This is a genomic window from Streptomyces sp. NPDC004788, from assembly GCF_053601115.1.
In genome coordinates this window covers 1-26,568 of sequence record NZ_JBSGBF010000051.1, presented here as the reverse complement: position 1 = coordinate 26,568, position 26,568 = coordinate 1, and the positions used below count along the sequence as shown (strand labels likewise).

General features: G+C 72.7%; 16 protein-coding genes, 1 tRNA gene and 1 rRNA gene. 4 read left to right on the top strand and 14 right to left on the bottom strand.

Translation table 11 applies throughout. The annotated features are described in order from the left end of the window. Window positions 1–16: 16 nt before the first annotated feature. The 3 genes from ACWEJX_RS22190 to ACWEJX_RS22180 all read right to left on the bottom strand — a co-directional run bounded on the left by ACWEJX_RS22190 (window position 17) and on the right by ACWEJX_RS22180 (window position 2,124). A complete protein-coding gene (locus ACWEJX_RS22190) occupies window positions 17–325 on the bottom strand; it encodes an AzlD domain-containing protein (RefSeq protein ID WP_451609143.1) in 309 nt (102 codons plus the stop codon). Next, the gene (locus tag ACWEJX_RS22185) at window positions 322–1,203 is read right to left on the bottom strand and encodes an AzlC family ABC transporter permease (protein WP_451609142.1); all 882 of its coding nucleotides are present in this window, start codon (window positions 1,201–1,203) and stop codon (window positions 322–324) included. The genes ACWEJX_RS22190 and ACWEJX_RS22185 overlap by 4 nt, the downstream gene beginning before the upstream one ends. 138 nt (window positions 1,204–1,341) lie before the next feature. Next, entirely contained in the window at window positions 1,342–2,124 is a 783-nt protein-coding gene (locus tag ACWEJX_RS22180) for an AraC family transcriptional regulator (RefSeq protein WP_451609167.1), read from the bottom strand. 337 nt (window positions 2,125–2,461) lie between these two features. Here ACWEJX_RS22180 and ACWEJX_RS22175 point away from each other — a divergent pair, with 337 nt between their 5' ends. The 3 genes from ACWEJX_RS22175 (at window position 2,462) to ACWEJX_RS22165 (ending at window position 8,831) form a co-directional block, all read left to right on the top strand. Beyond that, window positions 2,462–7,099: an ATP-dependent helicase gene (locus tag ACWEJX_RS22175; RefSeq protein ID WP_451609141.1), complete on the top strand. Its 4,638-nt coding sequence runs from the start codon at window positions 2,462–2,464 to the stop codon at window positions 7,097–7,099. Window positions 7,100–7,166: 67 nt separating this feature from the next. After that, a complete protein-coding gene (locus ACWEJX_RS22170) occupies window positions 7,167–7,958 on the top strand; it encodes a DNA-formamidopyrimidine glycosylase family protein (RefSeq protein ID WP_451609140.1) in 792 nt (263 codons plus the stop codon). Window positions 7,959–8,057: 99 nt separating this feature from the next. After that, window positions 8,058–8,831 carry an SDR family NAD(P)-dependent oxidoreductase gene (locus ACWEJX_RS22165; protein WP_451609139.1) on the top strand — a complete coding sequence of 258 codons (774 nt, stop codon included), beginning with the start codon at window positions 8,058–8,060 and terminating at the stop codon, window positions 8,829–8,831. Here ACWEJX_RS22165 and ACWEJX_RS22160 read toward each other — a convergent pair. The 9 genes from ACWEJX_RS22160 to ACWEJX_RS22120 form a co-directional block, all read right to left on the bottom strand. Next, window positions 8,779–9,048 (bottom strand): hypothetical protein, encoded by a 270-nt coding sequence (locus ACWEJX_RS22160; protein WP_451609138.1) that lies wholly within the window; start codon window positions 9,046–9,048, stop codon window positions 8,779–8,781. The two genes, ACWEJX_RS22165 and ACWEJX_RS22160, sit on opposite strands and share 53 nt — an antisense overlap. 252 nt (window positions 9,049–9,300) lie before the next feature. Beyond that, window positions 9,301–9,681, bottom strand: coding sequence for a helix-turn-helix domain-containing protein (locus tag ACWEJX_RS22155; protein ID WP_403798648.1), 381 nt, complete (start codon window positions 9,679–9,681; stop codon window positions 9,301–9,303). A gap of 109 nt (window positions 9,682–9,790) precedes the next feature. Beyond that, window positions 9,791–10,333: a CinA family protein gene (locus tag ACWEJX_RS22150; protein WP_451609137.1), complete on the bottom strand. Its 543-nt coding sequence runs from the start codon at window positions 10,331–10,333 to the stop codon at window positions 9,791–9,793. Beyond that, window positions 10,330–11,049, bottom strand: coding sequence for a CDP-diacylglycerol--glycerol-3-phosphate 3-phosphatidyltransferase (gene pgsA, locus ACWEJX_RS22145; protein WP_451609136.1), 720 nt, complete (start codon window positions 11,047–11,049; stop codon window positions 10,330–10,332). The genes ACWEJX_RS22150 and pgsA overlap by 4 nt, the downstream gene beginning before the upstream one ends. Beyond that, window positions 11,046–12,572, bottom strand: coding sequence for a 30S ribosomal protein S12 methylthiotransferase RimO (gene rimO, locus ACWEJX_RS22140; protein ID WP_451609135.1), 1,527 nt, complete (start codon window positions 12,570–12,572; stop codon window positions 11,046–11,048). The genes pgsA and rimO overlap by 4 nt, the downstream gene beginning before the upstream one ends. Window positions 12,573–12,654: 82 nt before the next feature. Further along, window positions 12,655–13,503, bottom strand: coding sequence for a RodZ domain-containing protein (locus ACWEJX_RS22135; RefSeq protein WP_451609134.1), 849 nt, complete (start codon window positions 13,501–13,503; stop codon window positions 12,655–12,657). A 259-nt stretch (window positions 13,504–13,762) separates the two neighbouring features. Further along, the gene (locus tag ACWEJX_RS22130; protein ID WP_451609133.1) at window positions 13,763–16,579 is read right to left on the bottom strand and encodes a DNA translocase FtsK; all 2,817 of its coding nucleotides are present in this window, start codon (window positions 16,577–16,579) and stop codon (window positions 13,763–13,765) included. A gap of 117 nt (window positions 16,580–16,696) precedes the next feature. Then, window positions 16,697–17,371: a response regulator gene (locus tag ACWEJX_RS22125; RefSeq protein ID WP_403798631.1), complete on the bottom strand. Its 675-nt coding sequence runs from the start codon at window positions 17,369–17,371 to the stop codon at window positions 16,697–16,699. A gap of 306 nt (window positions 17,372–17,677) precedes the next feature. Further along, window positions 17,678–23,179, bottom strand: coding sequence for a HAMP domain-containing protein (locus ACWEJX_RS22120; protein WP_451609132.1), 5,502 nt, complete (start codon window positions 23,177–23,179; stop codon window positions 17,678–17,680). A 288-nt stretch (window positions 23,180–23,467) separates the two neighbouring features. Here ACWEJX_RS22120 and ACWEJX_RS22115 point away from each other — a divergent pair, with 288 nt between their 5' ends. Next, complete coding sequence (locus ACWEJX_RS22115) at window positions 23,468–26,122, top strand: SpoIIE family protein phosphatase (protein ID WP_451609131.1); 2,655 nt, start codon at window positions 23,468–23,470, stop codon at window positions 26,120–26,122. A 106-nt stretch (window positions 26,123–26,228) separates the two neighbouring features. Here ACWEJX_RS22115 and ACWEJX_RS22110 read toward each other — a convergent pair. Both ACWEJX_RS22110 and rrf read right to left on the bottom strand, forming a co-directional pair. Beyond that, window positions 26,229–26,301, bottom strand: a tRNA-Thr gene (locus ACWEJX_RS22110). 5 nt (window positions 26,302–26,306) lie between these two features. Then, window positions 26,307–26,423: ribosomal RNA gene (gene rrf, locus ACWEJX_RS22105) — 5S ribosomal RNA — on the bottom strand. Between the last annotated feature and the right edge of the window lie 145 nt (window positions 26,424–26,568).

Here is a 26,568-nt window from a genome sequence, read left to right as displayed (position 1 = left end):
CTCGGCGCCCGGGCCGTCAGCCGGTCAGCGCCCGGACCCCTGCCGTGACGACCACAGCCGCGCCGACGACCACCAGGAACGGGGCCCTCAGGAGCAGCGCGACGGCCGCCGCGCCGAGGCCGGCGGCGCGGGCGTCGAGTGTGAGCGTGCCCTGGGCGCTGAAGGTCTGCTGGGCGGTGAGGGCCGCGAGCAGGGCGACCGGGACCAGCGCGGCGAGCTTCTGGACGAGCGGGCGTTCCAGGGTGTCGGCCGGGACGAGCAGGCCGAGCAGTTTGACCAGGTAGCAGCCGGCGGCGGTCAGCGCGATGGCGAGCCAGACGTTCATCGGACACTCTCCTTGCGCGGGTCACGGTGGTCACGCCGGTCACGGCGGCCGCGCCGGCTACGGCGGTCGCCGGCGGCACGGCCTTCGCGGAGGTCGCGCCGGTCACGACGGCCGCCGGGGTCACGACCTTCGCCGGGGTCACGACCTTCGCGGCGGCCCCGGAGCCAGAGCACGGCAGGTGCGGCGAGCGCGGCGGCCAGGACCGGCGCGCCGGCCGGGAGCACGGGCAGCAGGCCCAGGCCGAGCAGCACGGCAAGGGCGGCGGTGGCCCGCTCGGTGGCGGTCTTCAGCATGGGCGCGAGCAGCGCGAGGAAGACCGCGGGTCCGGCCGCGTCCAGGCCCCAGACGCGGGTGTCGCCGATGGCCTCCGCACCGAGCGCGCCGAGCAGCGTCGAGACGTTCCACAGCACGTACAGGCTGAGTCCGGTGACGGTGAAGCCGATGCGGGCGGCCCGGCGGGTGGACTGGGCGAGGGCCACGGCCGTGGTCTCGTCGATCACCCACTGCGCGGCGAACGGCCGCACCAGTCGGCGCAGCGCGAGCAGCTGGGACAGCCGCAGTCCGTAGAAGGCGTTGCGGGTGCCGAGGAAGAAGGCCCCGGCGGCGGCCGTGAACGGGTTTCCGCCCGCCGCGAGCGCGCCCACCAGGGCGAACTGCGAGGCGCCGGTGAAGACGAACAGGCTCAGCACGCAGGTCTGGAGCAGGCTGAGGCCGGAGCCGGCCGAGGTCACGCCGAAGGCGAAGCCGGAGAGCCCGACGGCGACGCCGACCCCGAGGGCGTCGCGCACGACGGCGGCGTCGCTCTTGGCGGCGGTCGCAGGGGGCTCGGGAGGCTCTTCACGCACGGGTATTGCGGGAGGTGCTGTCTGTTCTGCCACGTCAGCGACGGTACGAGGGCGGTTCGCGACCGGTCTTGTACGTTCTTGCGCCGACCGCCCGCACTCCCGGCCGCCTCGCGCGCACCCCCGGCCGCCTCGCGCGGACCCGCTCGGCCCTCGCTCGGACCCTCGGCCCGGTCAGCGTCCCCTGCGGGCCCGCTGGTACGCGCCCGGCGGCACCCCGATGCTCCGGGTGAAGTGCCGGTTGAGGTGCGACTGGTCGGTGAACCCGACCGTGACGGCCGCCTCGGCCGGTGGCGTTCCCGCGTCCAGGAGGCGCCGGGCCCGCCGGACCCGGGCGTCGGTCAACCAGGTGTGCGGCGGCATCCCGTAGGCGGCCCGGAACGCCCGCAGCAGCGCGAAGGGGCTGGTGCCGAGCTCGGCCGCGAGCCGCTCCAGGGTCGGCGGCTCGGCCATCCGCTCCTCCAGGAGCGCACGCGCGCGTGCCGCGTCCCGCGCTCCCGCCGCGCGCGGGGTCAGCGGGGTGATCCGGCCGCCGTGGCTGCGCAGCATCCGCGCGGTGACCAACCGCAGCAGGCTGTCGGCGGCGAGCGCGTTGCCCTCCTCTGCGGCCCGGTGCACGCCGACGATGAGCCGCGCCGCGTACGGGTCGTCCACGACGGGCGTGGTGAAGCCGACGTCACCGCGCAGCGCGATCGTGTCGTCCGCGATGGCGCGGATCAGCCCGGCGTCGGGGTAGATCGTGCGGTACGTCCAGCCCTCGGGCACGCCGGCGTGCCCGGTGTGCGGGGTGTCGGGGTTGACCAGCGCGATCTGGCCCGGCGCGGCGTGCACGAGGTCGCTGCCGTAGTGGAACGCCTCGACGCCCTCGGTGATGGCCGCGAAGACGAAGCTCTCGTGCGTGTGCCGGGAGAACGACTTGCGCACGTAGTGCGCGTGCAGCAGATCCACCCCGGGCAGCCCGGCCGGCTGCCAGTAGCGCGCCCGCTCCCCGGCCCGCCCGGGGCCGCCGCCCGGCGCACCGCTCCGGTCGCCCTCGGCAACCGCGTGCCCCCGCGGCCGCACCGCGTCCCGGCCGGCGGCCGGCCGGTACGGGCCGGGTCCGCCGTGACCGGGCGCCGCCGCGCCCGCCGCGCCGCGGCCGCCGGGCTCCGGCGCCGGAGTCGCCCGGCCCTCGTCCCCGTTCTGCGCGTCAGAGCTCGCCATGTCCTCATTCTGCGCCACCCCCGCAACCCGTCCACCGGCAGGTTTCCCCAGGTCCGGGCGGTTGTCAGTGGCGGGGTGCACGATGGGGGGCATGGTCAGGTCCGCACTCGACTCGTTCTCCCCCGCGACCCGCAGCTGGTTCACCGGGGCCTTCAGCGCGCCCACCGCCGCGCAGGAAGGTGCCTGGCGGGCCATCGGCGCGGGGTCCGACGTGCTCGTGGTGGCGCCGACCGGTTCCGGCAAGACGCTCGCCGCGTTCCTGGCCTCGCTCGACCGGCTCGCGGCCACGCCGCATCCCGCCGACGCGAAGAAGCGCTGCCGGGTGCTGTACGTGTCGCCGCTGAAGGCGCTCGCGGTCGACGTGGAGCGCAATCTGCGCTCGCCGCTGACCGGCATCCGTCAGGAGTCGGTGCGGCTCGGGCTGCCGGAGCCCGACGTCAAGGTGGGCATCCGCTCGGGCGACACCAGGGCCGCCGAGCGGCGGGCGCTCGCGACGCGGCCGCCGGACATCCTGATCACGACGCCCGAGTCACTGTTCCTGATGCTGACGTCGGCCACTCGCGACGCGCTCGCGGGCGTGGAGACGGTGATCCTGGACGAGGTGCACGCGGTCGCCGGGACCAAGCGCGGCGCGCATCTGGCGCTGTCCCTGGAGCGGCTGGACGAGCTGTTGCCGCGCCCGGCCCGCCGGATCGGCCTGTCGGCGACGGTGCGGCCGGTGGAGGAGATCGCCCGGTACCTCTCGCCGCAGCGGAAGGTGGAGATCGTCCAGCCGCCGTCGGGCAAGGAGTTCGACCTCTCCGTGGTCGTGCCGGTGGAGGACATGGGCGAGCTCGGTGGCTCGCCCGCGTCCGACGCGGCGGAGGGCGGCGACCGGCCGTCGATCTGGCCGCACGTGGAGGAGCGGATCGCCGATCTGGTGCAGGCGCACCGCTCGACCATCGTCTTCGCGAACTCGCGCCGCCTCGCCGAGCGGCTGTGCAACCGGCTGAACGAGATCGCGTACGAGCGGGCCACCGGCGAGGCCCTGCCGGACGGCGCGCCGCCCGCCGAGATCATGGCGCAGTCGGGCGCGGCGCAGGGCGCGCCCGCGCTGCTGGCCCGGGCGCACCACGGCTCGGTCTCCAAGGAGCAGCGCGCCCAGGTCGAGGAGGACCTGAAGGCGGGCCGGCTGCCGGCCGTGGTGGCGACGTCCAGTCTGGAGCTGGGCATCGACATGGGCGCGGTGGACCTGGTCGTGCAGGTCGAGTCGCCGCCTTCGGTGGCCTCCGGGCTGCAGCGCGTGGGCCGCGCGGGGCACCAGGTGGGCGCCGTGTCGACAGGCGTGGTCTTCCCGAAGTACCGGGGCGACCTGGTGCAGTCGGCGGTGGTGACGGAGCGGATGCGGACCGGCTCCATCGAGTCGCTGCGGGTCCCGGCGAACCCGCTGGACGTGCTCGCCCAGCAGCTGGTGGCGATGGTCGCCCTGGACAGCTGGCAGTTCGACGACCTGCTGGCGACGGTCCGCCGGGCGGCGCCGTTCGCGGCGCTGCCGGAGTCGGCGTTCACGGCGGTCCTGGACATGCTGGCCGGCCGCTATCCCTCCGACGCCTTCGCCGAGCTGCGCCCCCGCGTGGTGTGGGACCGGGTGGCCGGCACGGTCACGGGCCGGCCCGGCGCCCAGCGGCTCGCCGTCACCTCGGGCGGCACCATCCCCGACCGGGGCCTCTTCGGGGTGTTCCTGGCCGGCTCCGACCCGAAGAAGGGCGGGGGCCGGGTCGGTGAGCTGGACGAGGAGATGGTGTACGAGTCGCGGGTCGGCGACGTGTTCACGCTCGGCACGACCTCCTGGCGCATCGAGGACATCACCCGCGACCGGGTCCTGGTCTCGCCCGCGCCGGGCGTGCCGGGCCGGCTGCCGTTCTGGAAGGGTGACCAGCTGGGCCGCCCGCTCGAACTGGGCCGCGCGGTCGGCGCGTTCCTGCGCGAGGTGGGTGCCCTGGCCCCGGAGGACGCCCGGCTGCGGCTGCTCGCCGCCGGGCTCGACGCCTGGGCCGCGGAGAACGTGATCGCGTATCTGGCCGAGCAGCGCGAGGCGTGCGGCCATGTGCCCGACGACCGGACGATCCTGGTGGAGCGCTTCCGCGACGAGCTGGGCGACTGGCGGGTCGTCGTCCACTCGCCGTTCGGGGCGCAGGTGCACGCCCCTTGGGCGCTCGCGCTGAGCGCCCGGCTCGCCGAGCGGTACGGGATGGACGCGCAGGTCATGCACGCCGACGACGGCATCGTGCTGCGCCTGCCGGACGCGGATCTGATGGGTCTCGACCTGCTCGACAGTGAGCCGGTGGACCCGGGCCGGTTCGCCGACACCGCCTTCGACAGCGAGCAGGCGCCCGTCGGCGCCGCCGATGTCGCCTTCGACAAGGGCGAGATCGAGCAGATCGTCACCGACCAGGTCGGCGGCTCGGCCCTGTTCGCCTCCCGGTTCCGGGAGTGCGCGGCGCGCGCCCTGCTGCTGCCCAAGCGCAATCCGGGCAAGCGCACCCCGCTGTGGCAGCAGCGGCAGCGGGCGGCGCAACTGCTACAGGTGGCGAGCGAGTTCGGCTCGTTCCCGATCGTCCTGGAGGCGGTCCGCGAGTGCCTCCAGGACGTCTTCGACGTGCCCGGGCTGCGCGAGCTGATGGGCGACCTGGAGGCGCGGCGGGTGCGCCTGGTCGAGGTCACCACTCCGGAGCCGTCCCCGTTCGCCCGCTCGCTGCTCTTCGGGTACGTGGCGCAGTTCCTGTACGAGGGCGACTCGCCGCTCGCCGAGCGCCGGGCGGCCGCGCTCTCGCTCGACTCGCGGCTGCTCGCCGAGCTGCTCGGCCAGGCGGAGCTGCGCGAACTGCTCGACGCGGACGTGCTCACCGAGCTGGAGCGGGAGCTCCAGTGGCTCACCGAGGACCGGCGGATCAAGGACGTCGAGGGCGTCGCCGATCTGCTGCGGGTGCTCGGGCCGCTGACGGACGCGGAGCTGGCCGAGCGCGGCGCGGAGGCCGACTGGGCGGCGGAGCTCGGGCGGGCCCGGCGGGCGATCCGGGTGCGGATCGGGGGCGCCCACCACTGGGCGGCGATCGAGGACGCGGGCCGGCTGCGGGACGCGCTCGGCACGGCGCTCCCGGTGGGCGTGCCGGAGGCGTTCACGGAGCCGGTGAAGGACCCGCTGGGTGATCTGCTCGCCCGCTTCGCCCGCACCCACGGCCCGTTCACCTCCTCGCAGGCCGCCACCCGCTTCGGCCTCGGCCCGGCGGTCACCGACGGCGCCCTGCAGCGCCTGGCCGCCGCCGGCCGGGTGGTCCAGGGCGAGTTCCACCCGTCCGGCATCGGCCAGGAGTGGTGCGACGCCGCCGTGCTGCGCCGGCTGCGCCGCCGCTCCCTCGCCGCGCTGCGGCACGAGCTGGAGCCGGTCCCGCCGGCCGCGCTCGCCACCTTCCTGCCCCAGTGGCAGCACCTGGGCGGCAGCAGCCTGCGCGGGATCGACGGCCTGGCCCGGGCGATCGAGCAGCTCCAGGGCGCGCCGGTGCCCGCCTCCGCCCTGGAGAAGCTGATCCTGCCGTCCCGGGTGCGGGACTACGCGCCGGGCATGCTCGACGAGCTGACGACGACCGGCGAGGTCGTCTGGGCGGGTGCCGGGGCGCTGCCCGGCAAGGACGGCTGGATCTCGCTCTATCTGGCCGACGCGGCGCCGCTGCTCCTGCCGCCACCGCACCCCCTGGAGCTGACCGGGCTCCACGAGTCGGTCCTGACCACGCTCTCCGGCGGGTACGGGCTGTTCTTCCGCCAGATCGCCGACCAGGTGCGGGCCACCACCCACCCGGACGCCACCGATCCGCAGCTCGCGGACGCCCTGTGGGACCTGGCCTGGTCCGGGCGGCTGACCAACGACACCCTGGCCCCGCTGCGCTCGCTGCTCGGCTCGGGGCGCACGGCCGGTTCGACCGCCCACCGTGCCCGCCGCACGGTCCCGCGCGGCCGGTACGGGACGCTGAGCGCGTCCGCCCGCCCGGCCTCCCGCACCGGGCCGCCCACGGTGAGCGGCCGCTGGTCGCTGCTGCCGCCGCTGGAGCCCGAGCCGACGCACCGCGCGCACGCCCTGGCCCGTACGCTCCTGGACCGGCACGGCGTGGTCACCCGGGGCGCGGTGGCCGCGGAGGGCGTCGAGGGCGGCTTCTCGGCGACGTACCGGATCCTGTCGGCCTTCGAGGACAGCGGGCAGGCCCGCCGCGGCTATGTGGTGGAGGGCCTGGGCGCCGCCCAGTTCGCCATGGACGGGGCGGTGGACCGGCTGCGCGCGGCCGCGAACGCGCGGGACCGGGGCGCCGAGGAGGGCGCCGGCCCGCGCGCGGTGGTGCTGGCGGCGGCCGATCCGGCGAACGCGTACGGGGCCGCCCTGTCCTGGCCCGAGCCGCCGACCGGCGCCGGTCACAAACCGGGCCGCAAGGCGGGCGCGATGGTCGTCCTCGTCGACGGCGAGCTGACGCTCTACATGGAGCGCGGCGGCAAGACGCTGCTCTCCTGGCCCGTCGACCCGGAGGCCCCGGCGCTCCGGGCGGCCGCCGAAGCCCTGGCGGCGGCCGCCTCGGCGGGCTCGCTCGGCACGGTCACGGTGGAGCGGATCAACGGCGCGACGGCCCTGACCTCGCCCCTCGCCCGCCCGCTGGAGGCCGCCGGCTTCCACGCCACGCCCCGAGGCCTGCGGTTGCGGGCCTGACCGGGGAGGGCATGACCGAGCCCTGCCGTCGCCATCGCCCGCGCCTGCCGCGCGGGATGATGGGTCCATGCCCGAAGGAGACACCGTCTGGTACGAAGCGCATCGGCTCGACACGGCACTCGCCGGCCGGGTCCTGACGCGCTGCGACCTGCGCGTACCCCGGTTCGCGACGGCCGATCTCACCGGCCGCCGGGTGCTCGACGTCACCCCGCGCGGCAAGCACCTGCTCACCCGGGTCGAGGGCGGGCTCACGCTCCACTCGCATCTGCGGATGGACGGCGCGTGGCAGGTGTACGCCACGGGCGAGCGCCCGCGCGGCGGGCCCGCGCACCAGATCCGGGCGATCCTCGGGAACGCGGAGTTCACGGCGTACGGCTACCGGCTGCCGGTCCTGGAGCTGATCCGCACCGCGGAGGAGGAGAAGGCGGTCGGTCATCTGGGGCCCGATCTGCTCGGCCCGGACTGGGATCCCGCGGAGGCGGTCCGCAGGCTCGGCGCCGACCCGGCCCGGCCGCTCGGCGAGGCACTGCTCGACCAGCGCAATCTCGCCGGGATCGGCAACGTCTACAAGTCGGAGCTGGCGTTCCTGGCCGGCGTCACGCCCTGGCTCCCGTTCGGCGAGCTGGGCCCCGGCGTCCCCGAACGCCTGGTGGCCACCGCCCACCGGCTCCTGGAGGCGAACAAGGACCACCCGGGCATGCGCACGACCACGAGCCGCCGCCACGAGCGGCTGTACGTGTACGGGCGCGAGGGCCGCCCCTGTCCGCGCTGCGGAGGCCCGGTCCACAAGGCCGAGCTGGCCGACCGGGTGACGTACTGGTGCCCGGGCTGCCAGCGCGGACCGCAGCAGGAGCAGTAGCGCGGTCCCCTCGCCCGTACATGACACCCGCCTGACCGGCGCCGCAAAACCCGCGTCGACCAATTGACGATCCGTCAGATACGGTCGTACCGTCCGGACATGGCCCTCACCGCCCGCACGGCGTACGACCTCACCGGCCGCACCGCGTTCGTCACCGGCGCGGCGAGCGGCATCGGCCGCGCGACCGCCGAACTCCTCGCCGAGGCGGGCGCGACCGTGCACTGCGCGGACCGCGACGAGTCCGGCCTCAAGGAGACCGCGGCCCGGATCGGGCGCCTGGGCGGCACCGCGCACGTCCACGTCCTGGACGTCACCGACCGCGCCGCCCTCGCCGCCGCCGTACGCTCCGCGGGTCCCCTGCACGTGATGGCGGCCGTCGCCGGGATCATGCACACGAGCACGGTCCTGGAGACCCGCGACGAGGACCTCGACCGGGTCCTCGCGGTGAACTTCAAGGGCGTGCTGCACGCCTGCCAGGAGGCCGCCCGTTCGATGATCGAGCACGGCGTGCCCGGCTCCGTCGTCACCATGGCCTCGGGCGCGATGGACACCGCGAGCCCGGGCCTGCTCTGCTACAGCGTCACCAAGGCGGCGGTGGTGCAGCTGACCAAGACGCTCGCCGCCGAGGTGGGCCGGCACGGCATCCGGGTCAACGCCGTCGCCCCGGGCTGGGTCCGCACGCCCATGACCGACCGCCACGAGCCCGCCGCCCAGGAGCAGGCAGAGGCCACGATGGCGCGCGTCTCACCGCTGGGCCGGGTGGGCGAACCGGAGGACATCGCGCACGCGGTGCTCCATCTCGCCTGTGACGCCTCGTCGTTCACGACGGGTCAGATCCTGCGTCCCAACGGCGGCGTCGCGATGCCCTGGTGACCCCGCCCCGCGCGGCCCCGCGCTTCCCGGACGAGGCGGCCACGTGCACCGGCAACAGGCTCAGCCCCCAACCGCCCGCGGCCACCGCCCCCTCGACCGGTCCCGTCTCCCCCGGCACCAGCAGCAGACGCAGCACCGCCCACCACCAGAGCCCACCGGCCACCAGTCCGGCCGCGACCAGCATGAGCGTCACCAGCGGAACCCGTCGCCGTACCATGGCCGCCTCCTCCGGTCGACGCTAGTCCCGCAGGATCACCCGGCGGGAGGGCGCACAAGAGGCAAGCCCGGCGCACGGGGCCGCATCGCAGCCCGTACCCTCCAGGCGCACGTACTCCACCATGGCATGCCACCCCCGGACTCGGCATCTCCAACGGAAGAGCCCCGGCCGGCACCCGTACAGGGCACCGACCGGGGCTTCACGCCATTCCGGCTTGTACTTCTGGTCGTACTTCCGGTTCGTGCTGCGCCGTCAGGCGGCGACGACGTCGACCGCCTCCGCGGGCGCCTTGATGGTCACCCGCTCGGGCACACCGGTCACCGACGTCACCGACACCGAATTGAGCATCGGTCGCACCGGTGCTCGCATCGGCTCACCGGCCGCCGCCGACTGGGCCAGTTCGGCCAGTGACAGCTCGTCGCTCACTTCACGCATGAGCTCGGACATCCGTACGTCCAGCGCGTCGCAGATCGCGGAGAGCAGCTCGGAGGAAGCCTCCTTCTGCCCCCGCTCCACCTCGGAGAGATAGCCGAGCGAGACTCGGGCGGACGAGGAGACTTCGCGCAGAGTACGGCCCTGGCGCTGGCGCTGCCGACGCAGCACGTCACCCAGCAGGCGACGGAGCAGAATCATCGGTGGCTCCCTCCTCGGACCGCGTAGCCGCATCCTTCACGCCCCACCGTACCGCCTCGCGCCGCGGCCGTGCGGGGAGCGATGTCGTGTTCACTCATGGCTGCAAACATCATTCTCCCCCGTTCTGTTCCGTATCCTGTGCCCGCGCATTTTCCGAGTGTTCGTCGGCGAGCAGTTCACACAGCAATTCGAGCACGCTCCGTACACTCTCTCTACGGATTTCCGCTCGACCGCCGTTCAACCGCAACGAGGCCACCTTCCGCGCTCCGACCGCCCCCGCGGCCTCCCCGGGCGGACCCGCCACGGCCACGTAGACCGTCCCCACGGGCTGCCCGTCCTGCGGCTCGGGCCCGGCCACGCCCGTCGTCGCGGCGCCCCAGTCGGCGCCGAGCCGGTCCCGCACACCGGCCGCCATCTGCAGCGCGACGTCCGGGTCGACCGCACCGCGCTCCGCCAGAAGGGTGCCGTCCACGCCGAGCAGCTGCTCCTTGAGGGGCGTGGCGTAGGCCGTGACGGAGCCGCGGAAGGCTTTGGAGGCCCCGGGCGCGTCCACGAGCGTCGCGGCCACCAGACCACCCGTGAGGGACTCCGCGACGGCCAGCGTGTGACCACGCTCCGCGAGCAGCTCCAGCACCCGGGCGGCCTGGTTCATCGTGTCTCCGTCCCTCCGGACGTTCCGCCGGACGTTCCACCGGCCGTGCTCCCGGCCGTCTCCGCGGCCGCCGCCCGTTCCGCGGCGAGTCCACGCCGGCGCAGCACGACCGCCTGTCGCACATAGTCCAGACCGGTGACGACCGTCAGCACGACGGCGACCGCCATCACCCACCAGCGCAGGGTGGCGAGCGGACCGACGAGCGCGAGCACGTACATGCCGACCGCCGTGCCCTGCGCGAGGGTCTTCATCTTGCCGCCACGACTGGCCGGAATGACCCCGTGCCGGATCACCCAGAACCGCATCAGCGTGATGCCGAGCTCCCGGGCGAGGATCACCCCGGTCACCCACCACGGCAGGTCGCCGAGGGAGGACAGGCAGATCAGCCCGGCCGCCATGATCGCCTTGTCGGCGATCGGGTCGGCGATCTTCCCGAAGTCCGTGACCAGGTTGTACGTGCGTGCCAGATGCCCGTCGAAGACGTCCGTGATCATGGCCACCGCGAACGCCGCCCACGCCCAGGCACGCCAGGCGGGGTCGTGTCCGCCGTCCTGGAGCAGCAGCACCACGAAGCCGGGCACGAGCACCAGGCGGATCATGGTGAGGATGTTGGCGATGTTCCAGAGGCTGGCCTGATTGACGGCGGCAGCGCCCAGCTTCCCGCGGGGCGCAGGCCTTCCGGTCCCGTCCGTCGCGGATGCCGGCACTCCGGTCATCTGCCCGCCTCCTCAGCCATCAGACACTCGGCCACGAGGTCGACGCCCTCGGTGGCGACCACCTCGGCCCTGACCATACGGCCCGGAGCGAGGCCGAGGCCCTCGGCCGAGTCCGCCGTGACGACCACCTGGCCGTCGGTCTCCGGCGCCTGGTGGGCGGCGCGGCCGATCCAGCCGTCCTCCTCCTCGTCGAAGGACTCGACCAGTACCTCCAGGGTCTCGCCGATCCGCTCCTCCGCGCGCTGCGCGGTGAGCTCCTCCGCGAGCCGGGACAGATGGGCGAGGCGCTCGTCGACCACGTCCTGCGGCAGCTTGTGCTCGTACGTGGCGGCCTCGGTGCCGTCCTCGTCGGAGTAGCCGAAGACGCCGATGGCGTCGAGCCGGGCGTGGGTGACGAAGCGTTCCAGCTCCTTGAAGTCCGCCTCGGTCTCGCCGGGGAAGCCGACGATGAAGTTGGAGCGGGCACCGGCGGTCGGGGCCTTGGAGCGGATGGTCTCCAGGAGCTCCAGGAAGCGGTCGGTGTCGCCGAAGCGGCGCATCGCCCGCAGCACGTCGGGAGCGCTGTGCTGGAAGGACAGGTCGAAGTACGGCACGACCTTCTCGGTCGAGGTGAGCACGTCGATCAGACCGGGGCGCATCTCGGCGGGCTGCAGGTAGCTGACCCGGACGCGCTCCAGGCCGTCGACGGCGGCCAGCTCGGGCAGCAGGCTCTCCAGGAGGCGGATGTCGCCGAGGTCCTTGCCGTACGAGGTGTTGTTCTCGGAGACCAGCATGATCTCCTTCACGCCCTGCTCGGCGAGCCAGCGGGTCTCGTTCAGCACGTCGGACGGGCGGCGCGAGACGAAGGAGCCGCGGAAGGACGGGATGGCGCAGAAGGAGCAGCGCCGGTCGCAGCCGGAGGCCAGCTTCACGGAGGCGACGGGGCTGGTGTCCAGACGGCGGCGGAGCGGCGCACGCGGCCCGGAGGCGGGCGCGAGGCCCTCGGGGAGGTCGGCGGGCACGTTCTCCGGCGCCACGGCCGTCACGGCGGCCTCGGGCGCCTCGACGGTGTCCCCGTGCCCCGGCAGGGCCACGGACGCGGCGGCCTGCTGGCGCTCCACGGGCGACAGCGGCAGCAGCTTGCGCCGGTCGCGCGGGGTGTGCGCCTCGACGCTGCCACCGCTGAGGATGACCTGGAGGCGGTTGGAGATGTCGGCGTAGTCGTCGAAGCCGAGCACGCCGTCGGCCTCGGGCAGCGCGTCGGCGAGCTCCTTGCCGTAGCGCTCGGCCATGCAGCCGACGGCGACGACGGCCTGGGTGCGGCCGTGGTCCTTCAGATCATTGGCTTCGAGGAGGGCGTCGACGGAGTCCTTCTTGGCGGCCTCGACGAAGCCACAGGTGTTGACGACGGCGACGTCTGCGTCCTCGGCGTTCTCGACGAGCTCCCAGCCGTCCGCTGCCAAGCGGCCTGCGAGCTCCTCCGAGTCCACCTCGTTACGGGCGCAGCCGAGAGTGACAAGGGCGACGGTACGGCGTTCGGGCATGGACTCAAGACTACTTCGTCCCGGCCGTACCTCCGTCGCGCAGGGTTCACCTGCGCGACGGCCGTCACATCCTGCGCGGGGCTCAGCCCGCCTCGGGGTCGCCCTTGGTGTACGTCAGGCGCTGCACCTGGCCGGACTCGAAGGTGTCCTCGATCTTCTTCCCGTTGACGTAGAGCTCGATCGGGCCGGCGTTGCCGAGGATGAGATCGATGCGCTCGTCGTCCTGGAAGGTCTTGGACTCGCCCGCGAGCAGCAGCCCGTCGAAGAGCAGCTTGCCGTCGTGGGCCTTGGCCGAGATCCAGCTCTTGTCGCCGACCGCGGTCAGCTTGACCGTGACTTTGTCCGCCGGGACCGCCGCGATGGCGCTCTCGGACGGCACGGGCTTGGCCGGGGCCGGCTTGACCGGCTTGGGCTTGGCGGGCGCGGGTGCCGTCGTGCCGGCCTTGGTCGCCGGGGCGGGGCCCTCCGCGACGGCGCCGCCGGTGCCCGGCTCGGCCCCGTTGAACATCGTGAAGCCGACGAAGCCGACGACGGCCACGATCGCCGCGACCATGGCGGCGGTCCAGTTGGGGCGGCGGGGCTCGGGGCGGATGCGTTCCGCCTCGAACAGCGGGGCGGCGGGGGTGGGCGAGGGACGGCCGCCGTGCTGCGCGTCGTACTGCTCGATCAGCGGTGCCGGATCGAGCCCGACGGCGCGCGCGAGCGTACGGACGTGCCCGCGGGCGTAGACGTCGCCGCCGCAGCGCGAGAAGTCGTCCTCCTCGATCGCGTGCACGATCGGAACGCGCACCCGGGTGGAGGCGCTGACTTCTTCGACGGTGAGACCGGCGGCGACACGGGCCTGCTGAAGGGCACGACCGATCGAATCCCGGTCATCTGCCGGGAAGTTCCGGTCGTCCTCGGGGGATTCGGGGGAGTTGCCGATGGACACGGGAGCGCCTTTCGAGCGTGTAGCCACCTGCTGGATGTTCAGTCTATGGGTGGTACGAAAGGGTGGGGCAACCGGGCGGGCGCGTTTGTACGCCGTTCGTACGGCCCGAGGGCGGGGACACGGGCTTCCCCCTCCCTCCAACTTGACGTACGGCCAAGGGAAACGGTTGCCCTCGTTCCCTTACGAGTGAGTCTCGGCCGGGTCTCGTTACGGCAGCCCCGTCCGCCCGGGCCCCTGACTCCCCCTTGCCCCGCGCCCCTTACTCCCCGCCGCGGATCAGCGCGAGTACCCCGTCCAGCTCGTCCGGCTTGACCAGTACGTCCCGTGCCTTCGAGCCCTCGCTCGGTCCGACGATGTTCCGCGACTCCATCAGGTCCATCAGCCGGCCGGCCTTCGCGAAGCCCACCCGCAGCTTCCGCTGGAGCATCGAGGTGGAGCCGAACTGGGTCGAGACGACCAGCTCGGCGGCCTGGCACAGCAGGTCGAGGTCGTCGCCGATCTCCTCGTCGATCTCCTTCTTCTGCTTGGTGCCGACGGTGACGTCGTCCCGGAAGACCGGCGTCATCTGGTCCTTGCAGTGCTGGACGACGGCGGCGACCTCGTGCTCGGTGACGAAGGCGCCCTGCATGCGGGTCGGCTTGTTGGCGCCCATCGGCAGGAACAGGCCGTCGCCCTTGCCGATCAGCTTCTCGGCGCCCGGCTGGTCGAGGATGACCCGGCTGTCGGCGAGCGAGGACGTGGCGAAGGCGAGCCGCGAGGGCACGTTCGCCTTGATCAGGCCGGTGACGACGTCCACGGAGGGCCGCTGGGTGGCGAGCACCAGGTGGATGCCGGCCGCGCGGGCCAGCTGGGTGATGCGGACGATCGCGTCCTCGACGTCCCTGGGCGCGACCATCATCAGGTCGGCGAGCTCGTCGACGATCACCAGGAGGTACGGGTACGGCTGGAGCTCGCGCTCGCTGCCCGGCGGCAGCTGCACCTTGCCGTCCCGGATCGCCTGGTTGAAGTCGTCGATGTGCCGGAAGCCGAAGGCGGCGAGGTCGTCGTAGCGCAGGTCCATCTCGCGCACGACCCACTGCAGCGCCTCGGCGGCCCGCTTGGGGTTGGTGATGATCGGCGTGATCAGGTGCGGGATGCCCTCGTACGCGGTGAGCTCGACCCGCTTGGGGTCGACGAGGACCATCCGGACGTCCTCCGGGGTCGCTCTTATCATCACCGAGGTGATCAGGCAGTTGATGCAGGAGGACTTGCCGGAGCCGGTGGCGCCGGCGACCAGGATGTGCGGCATCTTCGCCAGGTTGGCCATCACATAGCCGCCCTCGACGTCCTTGCCGAGCGCCACGAGCATCGGATGGTCGTCCTCCGCGGCCTCGGCGAGCCGCAGCACGTCGCCGAGGTTGACCATCTCGCGGTCGGTGTTGGGGATCTCGATGCCGACCGCGGACTTGCCCGGGATCGGCGAGATGATCCGCACGTCGGGGCTGGCCACGGCGTACGCGATGTTCTTGGTGAGCGCGGTGATCTTCTCGACCTTGACGGCCGGGCCGAGCTCGACCTCGTAGCGGGTGACCGTCGGGCCGCGGGTGAAGCCGGTGACGGCCGCGTCGACCTTGAACTCGGAGAAGACGTTGGTCAGCGACTCGACGACGGCGTCGTTGGCGGCGCTGCGGGTCTTGCCGGGGCCGCCGCGCTCCAGGAGGTCCATGGAGGGCAGGGAGTACGTGATGTCGCCGGCGAGCTGCAGCTGCTCGGCACGTGGCGGCAGGTCGGTCGGCTCGGGCGCCGGCTTCGTCAGGTCGGGCACCGCACCGCCGGTCCGGTCCTTGGCGGCGCCCCGCGCGGTCGGCACGGGCGCGGCGGCCGGGGCCTCGTCGACCGGTTCGGGGGCCTCGGCCGGGGCGGCGGCCCGGGCGGCGGCCCGCTCGGCGGTGACGTCCCGGGTCAGGTCGGCGACCAGCGGGGACGGCGGCATGCCGCCCAGCACGACCCCGTCGAGCGCGGCGGCCGCCGCGGCGGCGACGTCGACCGGGTCGAGCCCGCCCGTGTCGAACGCGGACGCGGGCGGCGTACGGCGCCGGCCGCGCCGCTCCAGGGCGTCGGCCTCGGCGCGGTCGGGGTCGTACTCCCGCCCCGGCCCCGGGGCGCGGCGGCGGGCCGGGCGGGCGGCCCGGGGCACGTCGTCCCGCCAGTCGTCGCCGTACTCCTCGTACCCGCCGGCCTCCTCGGGGTCGTACTCCGGTTCGACGATGCCGAGCCGGGCGCCGAGCGCGCGGAGACGCTGCGGGATGGCGTTGACGGGGGTGGCGGTGACGACGAGCAGTCCGAAGATCGTGAGCAGCACGAGCAGCGGCACCGCCAGGACCTCGCCCGTCATGAAGACGAGCGGCTTGGAGGCGGCCCAGCCGATGAGCCCGCCGGCGTCCTGCATGGCCTGCGTGCCGTCGCCGCGGCCGGGCGAGCCGCAGGCGATGTGGACCTGCCCGAGCACGCCGATGACCAGCGCGGACAGGCCGATGACGATGCGGCCGTTGGCCTCCGGCTTCTCCGGGTAGAGGATCAGCCGGACGGCGATCGCGCCGAGCAGCAGGGGCACGAGCAGGTCGAGCCGGCCGAAGGCGCCGGTGACCAGCATCTCCACCAGGTCACCGACGGGGCCGCGCAGATTGGACCAGGTGCCGGCGGCGACGATCAGGGCGACGCCGAGCAGCAGCAGCGCGAGTCCGTCCTTGCGGTGCGCCGGGTCGAGGCCCTTGGCGCCCCGCCCTATCCCCCGGAACATCGCCCCGACGCCGTGGGCGAGGCCGAGCCAGAGGCCGCGCGCCAGCCGGTAGACGCCCCCGGTCGGGGACGGCGCCGGGCGCGGTGCGGGCTTCTTCGCCGCGGTCTTGCGCGCGGGCGCGCGCCCGCCTGCGGCGGCCTTCCTGGCGGGCGCCTTCTTCGCGGGAGGCTTGGCCGGGGACTTGGCGGCGGACTTGGCGGGCGCCGCCTTCTTCGCGGTGCCGCTCGTACGGCCGGCGGCTCGCTTCGCGGTGCCCGCCGTGCCCTGGGAACCCTTGCCGGACGTACGTGAGGCCATGGTGCTGAGGTTACCGGTGTACGCCACCGGGGAAACACGCTCACCCGTTCGTGTCGTGCCTGCCGGGGCACGAAACTGACGCCCGCTCACGGTGGGCGCCGACGAGGTGACCCTGCGTCAGTTCTGTGCGGGCAGCGTCGGTGCCGCACCCGCCCCCGGCTCCAGCGCGTCGAGCGCCCGGCGCAGCCCGGTGAGCTTGCGCTCCAGGTGCGCCGCGGTGGCGACGGCGGCCGCGTCGGCCGAGTCGTCGTCGAGCTGCTTGGAGAGCGCCTCGGCCTGCTCCTCGACGGCGGCGAGCCGGGCCGACAGCTCGGCGAGCAGCCCCGCGGACTCCTTCGTCTGGCCGCCGGGGCCGCTGCCCTCCAGCTGGAGCCGGAGCAGCGCGGCCTGCTCGCGGAGCTGACAGTTCTTCATGTACAGCTCGACGAAGACCGACACCTTGGCGCGCAGCACCCACGGGTCGAACGGCTTGGAGATGTAGTCGACCGCGCCCGCCGCGTACCCCCGGAAGGTGTGGTGGGGGCCGTGGTTGATCGCGGTGAGGAAGATGATCGGGATGTCCCGGGTCCGCTCCCGCCGCTTGATGTGCGCGGCCGTCTCGAATCCGTCCATGCCGGGCATCTGGACGTCCAGCAGGATGACCGCGAAATCGTCGGTCAGCAGCGCCTTGAGCGCTTCCTCCCCGGAGGATGCCCGCACCAGTGTCTGATCGAGCGCGGAGAGAATGGCCTCCAGCGCCAGCAGATTCTCCGGCCGGTCATCGACCAGGAGGATCTTGGCCTTCTGCACCATGCCCCGTCCTCCTCGTCCCGGCACTGCCTCGCTCCGGCTCCGTGAGCCGGGGACAGCACCGGGCGCCGCCCCAGATGACGGCTCCCATGCGCCGTCCGTCCTTGTGCCGGTCATCGTAGCCGCACCCCACCCGTCGCCACACCCTGTCACCGCATTGTCACGGAGCACACAGTCTCTGCCCGTACGTCGAACGCGGCGGGAGACCAGAAGGTTCCCCGTCCGACGGGCTCTCACACCCGCCTGGCGACGGTCCGCCGGGGCCGGGCCCGCGGGGCCCGGCCCCGGCCCGGAGCCGTCGGACACCCCCTAGCGCCCCTCCGCCCGCATCCACTGCTCCATGACCGTGAGCAGATGGTCCGGGTCGACCGGCTTGGTGACGTAGTCGGAGGCGCCGGAGTCGATGGCCTTCTCCCGGTCGCCCTTCATCGCCTTGGCGGTCAGCGCGATGATCGGCAGGCCGGCGAACTGCGGCATCCGCCGGATCGCGCTGGTCGTCGCGTATCCGTCCATCTCGGGCATCATGATGTCCATCAGCACCACGGACACGTCCTCGTGCTGTTCCAGGACCTCGATGCCCTCCCGGCCGTTCTCCGCGTAGAGCACCGCGAGCCCGTTCTGCTCCAGGACGCTGGTCAGCGCGAACACGTTGCGGATGTCGTCGTCGACGATCAGCACCTTCTCGCCCGCGAACGAGAACACCGGACGCGGATCGGCCTCCGCCCGCTCGTCGCCCGCGGCGTGCTCGCCGTTTCCGGACTGCCCGGCCTGTCCGGGCAGCTGTGCCCGCTGCGGGGACGTCTTGCGGCGGTGCCGGAAGAGCGCGCCGGCCCCCGAGCGGGCCTCGGCCGGCGCGGGTGCGGGTGCGAAGTGCACCATGCCCTCGGCGAACCCGGCGCCGCCCTCGTGCCCGTAGCGGCCGTCCTGGCCGTCGGGGCCCTCGTACCCCTCCATGGCGTCCTGGCCGGTGCCCGACTGCGCGGGCGCCGTCGGGCTCAGCGGCAGGTACAGGGTGAAGGTCGAACCGCGGCCCGGCTCGCTCGCCGCGTAGATCTCGCCGCCGAGCAGGCGGGCGATCTCCCGGCTGATGGACAGGCCCAGGCCCGTACCGCCGTACTTGCGGCTGGTGGTGCCGTCGGCCTGCTTGAACGCCTCGAAGATGACCCGCATCTTGCCGGCCGCGATGCCGATGCCGGTGTCCGTCACCGAGAACGCGATCATGTCGGCGTCCGGGTCGCGCAGCGTCCCGGCCTCCAGGAGCTGCTCCCGGATCGACTGCGGCACGTCCGCGCCGGCCGGCCGGATGACCAGCTCGACGGCGCCGGTGTCGGTGAACTTCACCGCGTTCGACAGGAGGTTGCGCAGCACCTGCAGGAGCCGCTGCTCGTCGGTGTGGAGCGTGGCGGGCAGTTCCGGCGAGACCCGCACCGAGAAGTCCAGCCCCTTCTCCGCGGTGAGCGGGCGGAAGGTGGCCTCCACGTAGTCGACGAGCTGCACCAGCGCGATCCGGGTGGGCGAGACGTCCATCTTGCCCGCCTCGACCTTCGACAGGTCGAGGATGTCGTTGATCAGCTGGAGCAGGTCGGAGCCGGCGCCGTGGATGGTCTCGGCGAACTCGACCTGCTTGGGCGTCAGGTTGGTGTCGGCGTTGTCGGCGAGCAGCTTGGCGAGGATCAGCAGCGAGTTGAGCGGGGTGCGCAGCTCGTGCGACATGTTGGCCAGGAACTCGGACTTGTAGCGCATGGAGACCGCGAGCTGTTCGGCGCGCTCCTCCAGGACCTGCCGGGCCTCCTCGATCTCGGTGTTCTTCACCTCGATGTCCCGGTTCTGCCGGGCGAGCAGCTCGGCCTTCTCCTCCAGCTCCTCGTTGGAGTTCTGCAGCTCCAGCTGCCGGTTCTCCAGCTCCGCCGACCGCTCCCGCAGCTGCTCGGTGAGCTCCTGCGACTGCTTGAGCAGCATCTCGGTGCGGCTGTTGACGCTGATGGTGTTGACGGTGGTGGCGATCAGCTCGGCGATCTGGTTGAGGAAGTCGCGCTGGATCTGGGTGAACGGCTGGAAGGACGCCAGCTCGATGACGCCGAGGACACGGCCCTCGAACAGCACCGGCAGCACGATCACATGGGCCGGGGCGGCCTCGCCGAGACCGGAGGAGATCTTCAGATAGCCCGGCGGCACGTTGACCTGGATGGTCCGCTTCTCCTCGGCGGCCGTCCCGATGAGCGTCTCGCCCGGCCGGAAGGAGGTCGGCATGGAGCCGGCGGAGTAGCCGTAACTGCCGCGCATCCGCAGCTCGTACGAGCCCTCGCCCTCGCCCACCGGTTCGGCGTCGCTGTTGGCGGAACCGGTCGGCATCGCCACGAAGAAGGCGCCGTGCTGCGCGGAGACGACGGGCGTCAGCTCGCTCATGATGAGCGAGGCGACGTCCTCCAGGTCCCGACGGCCCTGCATCAGGCCGGAGATGCGGGCCAGGTTGCCCTTCAGCCAGTCCTGCTCGTCGTTGGCGAGGGTGGTGTCGCGCAGGTTGGCGATCATGGTGTTGATGTTGTCCTGGAGGGCCTGGATCTCACCGGCCGCGTCCACACCGTCGATCTTGACGTTGAGGTCGCCGCGGGTCACCGCGGTGGCGACGGCCGCGATGGCCCGCACCTGCCGGGTCAGGTTCCCCGCCATCTCGTTCACGGACTCGGTCAGGTCCCACCAGGTGCCCTCGACGTCCCGGACCCGGGCCTGACCGCCGAGCTGGCCGTCGGTGCCCACCTCGCGGGCCACCCGGGTGACCTCCTCGGCGAAGTTCGACAGCTGGTCGACCATCGTGTTGATGGTGCTCTTCAGCTCCAGGATCTCGCCGCGCGCGTCGATGTCGATCTTCTTGGTGAGATCGCCCTTGGCGATGGCGGTGGTGACGGCGGCGATCTGGCGCACCTGACCGGTCAGGTTGTCGGCCATCGAGTTCACCGACTCGGTCAGGTCCTTCCAGGTGCCCGACACGCCGGGCACCCGCGCCTGGCCGCCCAGCTCGCCCTCGGTGCCCACCTCACGGGCCACCCGGGTCACCTCGTCGGCGAACGACGACAGCGTCGTCACCATCGTGTTGACGGTGTCGGCGAGCTCGGCGACCTCGCCGCGGGCCTCGACCGTGACCTTCTTCGTCAGGTCGCCGTTGGCGACGGCCGCGGAGACCCGGGAGATGTTCCGCACCTGGTTGGTCAGGTTGTTGGCCATCAGGTTGACGTTGTCGCTGAGGTCCTTCCAGATGCCGGTGACCCCGCGCACCCGGGCCTGGCCGCCGAGGATGCCCTCGGTGCCCACCTCGCGGGCCACCCGCGTCACCTCGTCGGCGAAGTTCGACAGCTGGTCGACCATCGTGTTGACGGTCGTCACCAGCTCCAGGATCTCGCCCTTGGCGTCGACGGTGATCTTCTTCGACAGGTCACCCTTCGCGACCGCCGTGGTGACCTCGGCGATGTTCCGGACCTGGAAGGTCAGGTTGTTCGCCATCATGTTCACCGACTGGGTCAGGTCCTTCCAGGTGCCGGAGACCCCCTGCACCTCGGCCTGACCGCCCAGGATGCCCTCGGTGCCCACCTCGCGGGCCACCCGCGTCACCTGGTCGGCGAAGCTGGAGAGCTGGTCGACCATCGTGTTGAGGGTGTTCTTCAGCTCCAGGATCTCGCCGCGCGCGTCCACGTCGATCTTCTGCGACAGGTCACCGCGGGCGACCGCGGTGGCGACCTGCGCGATGTTGCGCACCTGGGCCGTCAGGTTCCCGGCCATGCCGTTCACCGAGTCCGTCAGGTCCCGCCACACACCGGCGACACCCGGCACCTGCGCCTGACCGCCCAGCCGCCCGTCCGTGCCCACCTCGCGGGCCACCCGCGTCACCTGGTCCGCGAACGCGGACAGCTGGTCGACCATCGTGTTGATGGTGTTCTTCAGCTCCAGGATCTCGCCGCGCGCGTCCACGTCGATCTTCTGCGACAGGTCACCGCGCGCCACGGCCGTCGTCACCTGGGCGATCTGCCGCACCTGCGAGGTCAGGTTGCCGGCCATGAAGTTCACCGAGTCGGTCAGCTCGCGCCACCGGCCCGACACGCCGTCCACCCGGGCCTGACCGCCCAGCCGGCCCTCGGTGCCCACGTCCCGCGCCATCCGGGTCACCTGGTCGGCGAACGAGGAGAGCTGCGACACCATCGTGTTGACGGTGTTCTTCAACTCCAGCATCTCACCGGCCACGTCGACCGTGACCTTCTGCGACAGATCGCCGTTGGCCACCGCCGTCGTCACCTGCGCGATGTCCCGCACCTGGCCGGTCAGGTTGCGGAACGCGGTGTTCACCGAGTCGGTGAGGTCCTTCCAGGTGCCCGCCGCACCCGGCACGTGCGCCTGGCCGCCGAGCAGACCCTCGACGCCGACCTCCCGGGCCACCCGGGTCACCTCGGAACCGAACGCCGACAGCTGGTCCACCATCGTGTTGACGGTGTTCTTCAACTCCAGCATCTCGCCGGCCACATCGACCGTGACCTTCTGCGACAGATCGCCGCTGGCGACCGCCGTCGTCACCTGCGCGATGTCCCGCACCTGCGTGGTGATGTTCCGGAAGACCGTGTTGACCGAGTCCGTGAGGTCCTTCCAGGTGCCCGCCGCACCCGGCACCTGCGCCTGACCGCCCAGAATGCCCTGCGCGCCGACCTCGCCGGACACGCGCGTCACCTCGTCCGCGAAGGTCCGCAGCGTCTCCGTCATCTGGTTGATGGTGTCCGCGAGTTGCGCGATCTCGCCGCGCGCCGACACCCGTACCTTCTGCGACAGGTCGCCGTTGGCGACCGCGGTGGTCACCTCCGCGATCCCTCTCACCTGATTGGTGAGATTTCCGGCCATCGTGTTGACGGAGTCGGTGAGGTCCTTCCACACACCGGCGACCCCGGCCACATCGGCCTGACCGCCCAGCTCGCCCTCCGTGCCCACCTCGCGGGCCACCCTCGTCACCTCGGACGAGAACGAGGACAGCTGGTCCACCATCGTGTTGACGGTGTTCTTCAGCTCCAGCATCTCGCCGGCCACGTTCGCCGTGACCTTCTGCGACAGATCACCGTTGGCCACCGCCGTCGTGACCAGCGCGATGTCCCGCACCTGCGCCGTCAGCTGGTTGGCCATCGTGTTGACCGAGTCCGTCAGGTCCTTCCACGAACCCGACATCCCGCGCACCTGGGCCTGACCGCCCAGAATGCCCTCGGTGCCCACCTCAAGGGCGACCCGCGTCACCTCGTCCGCGAACACCGACAACTGGTCGACCAGGTTGTTCACCGTACGGGCGACCTTCAGGAACTCGCCGCGCAGCGGCCGCGTCGTACCGTCCGTACCCTCCGAACGCAGCTCCATCCGCTGCCCGAGGTCACCCTCGGCCACCGCCGAGAGCACCCGGCTCACCTCGGACACCGGCCGCGCCAGCTCGTCCACCAGCGCGTTCGCCGCCTCGACCGCCGAGGCCCACGCCCCCTCGCCGGCGCCCGTCTCGAGCCGCTCCGACAGCTTGCCCTCGCGGCCCACCACCCGGCGCACCCGCGAGATCTCCCCGGTCAGATGCGTCTGCCGGTCCGCGACCTCGTTGAAGACGGCAGCGACCTCCGCCATGATCCCGTCGCCCGAGACCGTCAGCCGCTTGCGGAAGTTCCCGTCCCGCATCGACACCAGCGCGGCGAGCAAGCGCTGCAGCGCCGCCGCGTCCACCTGCACCGTGCCCCCGCCCCGGGACCGGCCGCCGCCCTTCGGCCGCGCACCGCCACCGCGCCGCGTCGTCGTGCCAGACTCCACCGTGTCCCTCCCGAGGGGGTCGACCGGACCGTTCGGTCTCTCGCTTCAGCCTGCCCAGTGTTTCACCGGGTCCGAACCAGGCCATAACAGTTCGGCAGCTTCGCACAACGTCCCCACGTCCGAGGGACGCAAACAAGAACGCAAACGGGGACGCAAAGTGCGTGACCGGCATCCGCCGGGGCAGTGAAGGTAAGTAACCTGGCATCCGGCTGTCCAACCGCCCCGGACCGCCCGGCGGGGGCGAGACGGCGCGAAGCGAGCACGGACAGCGGGAGGGGCAGACCGACCATGGCAGAGCCGGGCGTCGAAACGCGTACGAGGAGTTCAGTGATCACCGCGCGGGCGGCTGCCAGTTTCGAACCCGTCGGGCGGTCCGTCGCGACCGCCCGCGCCTTCGTCCGGGACACGCTCCAGGGCTGGGGCTACGCCGAGGTCGTCGACGACGCGGTCGTCCTCACCAGCGAACTCGTCACCAACGCCGTCGTCCACGCCGGCACCGCCGCCGACGTGCTCTGCCTGCGCCGCGACGACGGCGTCCGCATCGAGGTCGCCGACCGCTACCCCGAGCGCGAGATCCCCGTCCAGCAGAGCCGCACCGCGCACAGCCACGACCGCGAGAACGGCCGGGGCCTGCTGCTGTGCGCCGCGCTCGCCTCCCGCTGGGGCGTCGACTACAGCCCCACCCGCAAACACGTCTGGTTCCACCTCGACCTCCCCGAGCGCCCCGTCGGCACCCGCTCCGCCGGCCCCGTCCTGCCCGACCCGCTGCTCCCCCTCACCGACAGCCGGGTCCGCGTCGCCGTCGTCCAGCTCGACGCCGAAGGCGCCATCACCTCCTGGAACGAGCACGCCGAGGAACTCTTCGGATACGCCTCCGAGCAGGTCACCGGCAAACCCCTCGGCGACCTCGCCGCCTGGCCGCACACGCCCGGCATCGGCACCGGCCTCGCCGAGGCCCTCCGCCTCTCCCGCTGGGAGGGCAGCTACGGCATCCGCTGCGCCGACGGCCGCGTCATCCCCGTCTACGCCTCGCACCTCCGCGTCCGCGACGCCCAGGGCGAGCCGTCCACCGTCTGCCTCCTCGTCCGTGAGTACGAGCGCGCGGTCCTCCAGACCCCGCAGCGCCCCGCCGGCGCCGAGACCGGCCCCGAGGCCCGCGGCACCGCCGCCGACCCCTTCGAGGTCTTCATCGGCTCCCCGGCCCCCGACGACCTCGACGGCCTCCTCCAGCGCACGGTCGAACGCGCCCGCGACATGCTCGACGGCGACTCCGCCTTCCTGCTCCTCGCCACCGACGACGAGACCGAACTGGAGGTACGGGCCACCACGGGCCTGCCCTCCGCCCGCCAGCGCTTCGCCCGCGTCCCCGTCGAGACCGGCGCCAGCCGCTACGGCTCCGCCCGCATGCCCGCCGTCCACGAGGACCTGGCCGCCGTCCCCGGCGCCGTGCCCCTCCTCGAAGGCACCGGCATGCGCTCGGTCGTCACCGTCCCGCTCAAGGTCGAGGGCCGCCTCACCGGCTCCCTCGGCGTCGCGGCCGAGACCGCCAACCGCTACTCCAACGAGGAGGCCCTGCGCCTCCAGTTCGCCGCCGACCGCATCGCCCTGGCGGTGGAATCCGCCCGCCTCGGCGAACTCGAACGGCTCCGCCGCGGCTCCCTCAGCTTCCTCGTCGAGGCGTCCGACCTCCTGGCCGGCACCCTCGACCGGGACCAGACGCTGGCCCTGATGGCCCAGATGACGGTCCCCACCCTGGCTACCTGGTGCGCCGTCTACACGATCGCCGACCAGGCCTCCGACCCGTACCTCTCCTATGTCCTGCACGAGGACGAGGACCTGATCGACGGTCTGAAGGCCCTGCTCTCCTCCATCGACCCGCCGGACCCGGTGCCCACCCCGGGCGCCCGCGTCTGGACCGCCCCCGCCGACGCCGCCCACCGCTCCGCGCTCAGCGCCTCGATGCGCGAACTCGACGGCCCCGCCGGCCCGGTCTCCTCCGGCATCCACACGGCGCTCGCCACGGCGGCCGCCGTCGGCGGCGAGACCGTCGTGCTGCCGCTCGTGGCCCGCAACCGCGTCATCGGCATGCTGACGCTCGGCCGGCCCACCGACGACCACTTCCGCCAGGAGAGCCTGGAACTCGCCGAGGACCTCTCGCGCCGAGCCGCCCTGGCCCTGGACAACGCCCGCCTCTACTCCGAGCGCATGGCCATCAGCCAGTCGCTCCAGCGCAGCCTGCTGCCGCCCGGCCTCCCGGACATCCCCGGCGTCGAGGTCGACGTCATCTACCGCGCGGCCGGCGAGGGCAACGAGGTCGGCGGCGACTTCTACGACCTCTTCCCCATCCGCGACGGCGCGTACGGCTTCGCCATCGGCGACGTCTGCGGTACGGGCCCCGAGGCCGCCGCCGTCACCGGCCTGGCCCGGCACGCCCTGCGCCTCCTCGCCCGCGAGGGCTTCGGCGGCCCCGCGGTCCTGGAGCGCCTCAACGCGGCCATCCTCGACGAGGGCGCCCGCAGCCGCTTCCTCACCCTCCTCTACGGCGAGATGCGCCCCCAGGAGGACGGCTCCGCGGTCCTCAAGGTCGTCTGCGCCGGCCACCCGCTGCCGCTCCGCCTCAGCCAGGACGGCACGGTCCGCCCGGCCGCGGACCCGCAGCCGCTCCTCGGCGTCATGGACGACCTCGAGCTGTACGAGCAGACGGTCACCCTCGACCCGGGCGACGTCCTCCTGTGCGTCACGGACGGCGTCACCGAACGCCGCGAGGGCACCAGGATGCTGGGCGACGACGGCCTCGCCGAAGTCCTCCGCTCCTGTACGGGCCTGACGGCCGGGGCGGTCGCCTCCCGCGTGCTGCGGGCGGTCGAGCGCTTCGCCCAGGCACCGGCCTCCGACGACATGGCCATCCTGGCCCTGCGCATCCCGGAGCCGCACCACCAGTAGGCAGGGAAGGAAGCCGGCCCCCGGTTCGGGGGCCGGCCTCTTCTTGGTCGGATGCTGTCCGGGAACGCAAAAAGGCCCCCGCCTGATGGCGGGGGCCTTTTCTCTGAGCCCTTTAACGGAATCGAACCGTTGACCTTCTCCTTACCATGGAGACGCTCTGCCGACTGAGCTAAAAGGGCGGGTTGTTCGGCGGCGTCCTACTCTCCCACAGGGTCCCCCCTGCAGTACCATCGGCGCTGAAAGGCTTAGCTTCCGGGTTCGGAATGTAACCGGGCGTTTCCCTAACGCTATGACCACCGAAACACTATGAAGTTGAACCGCCGCGCACCCCGAAGGGGGGCGTGTTCGTTACTTCAGAACTAACACAGTGGACGCGAGCAACTGAGGACAAGCCCTCGGCCTATTAGTACCGGTCAGCTCCACCCATTACTGGGCTTCCACATCCG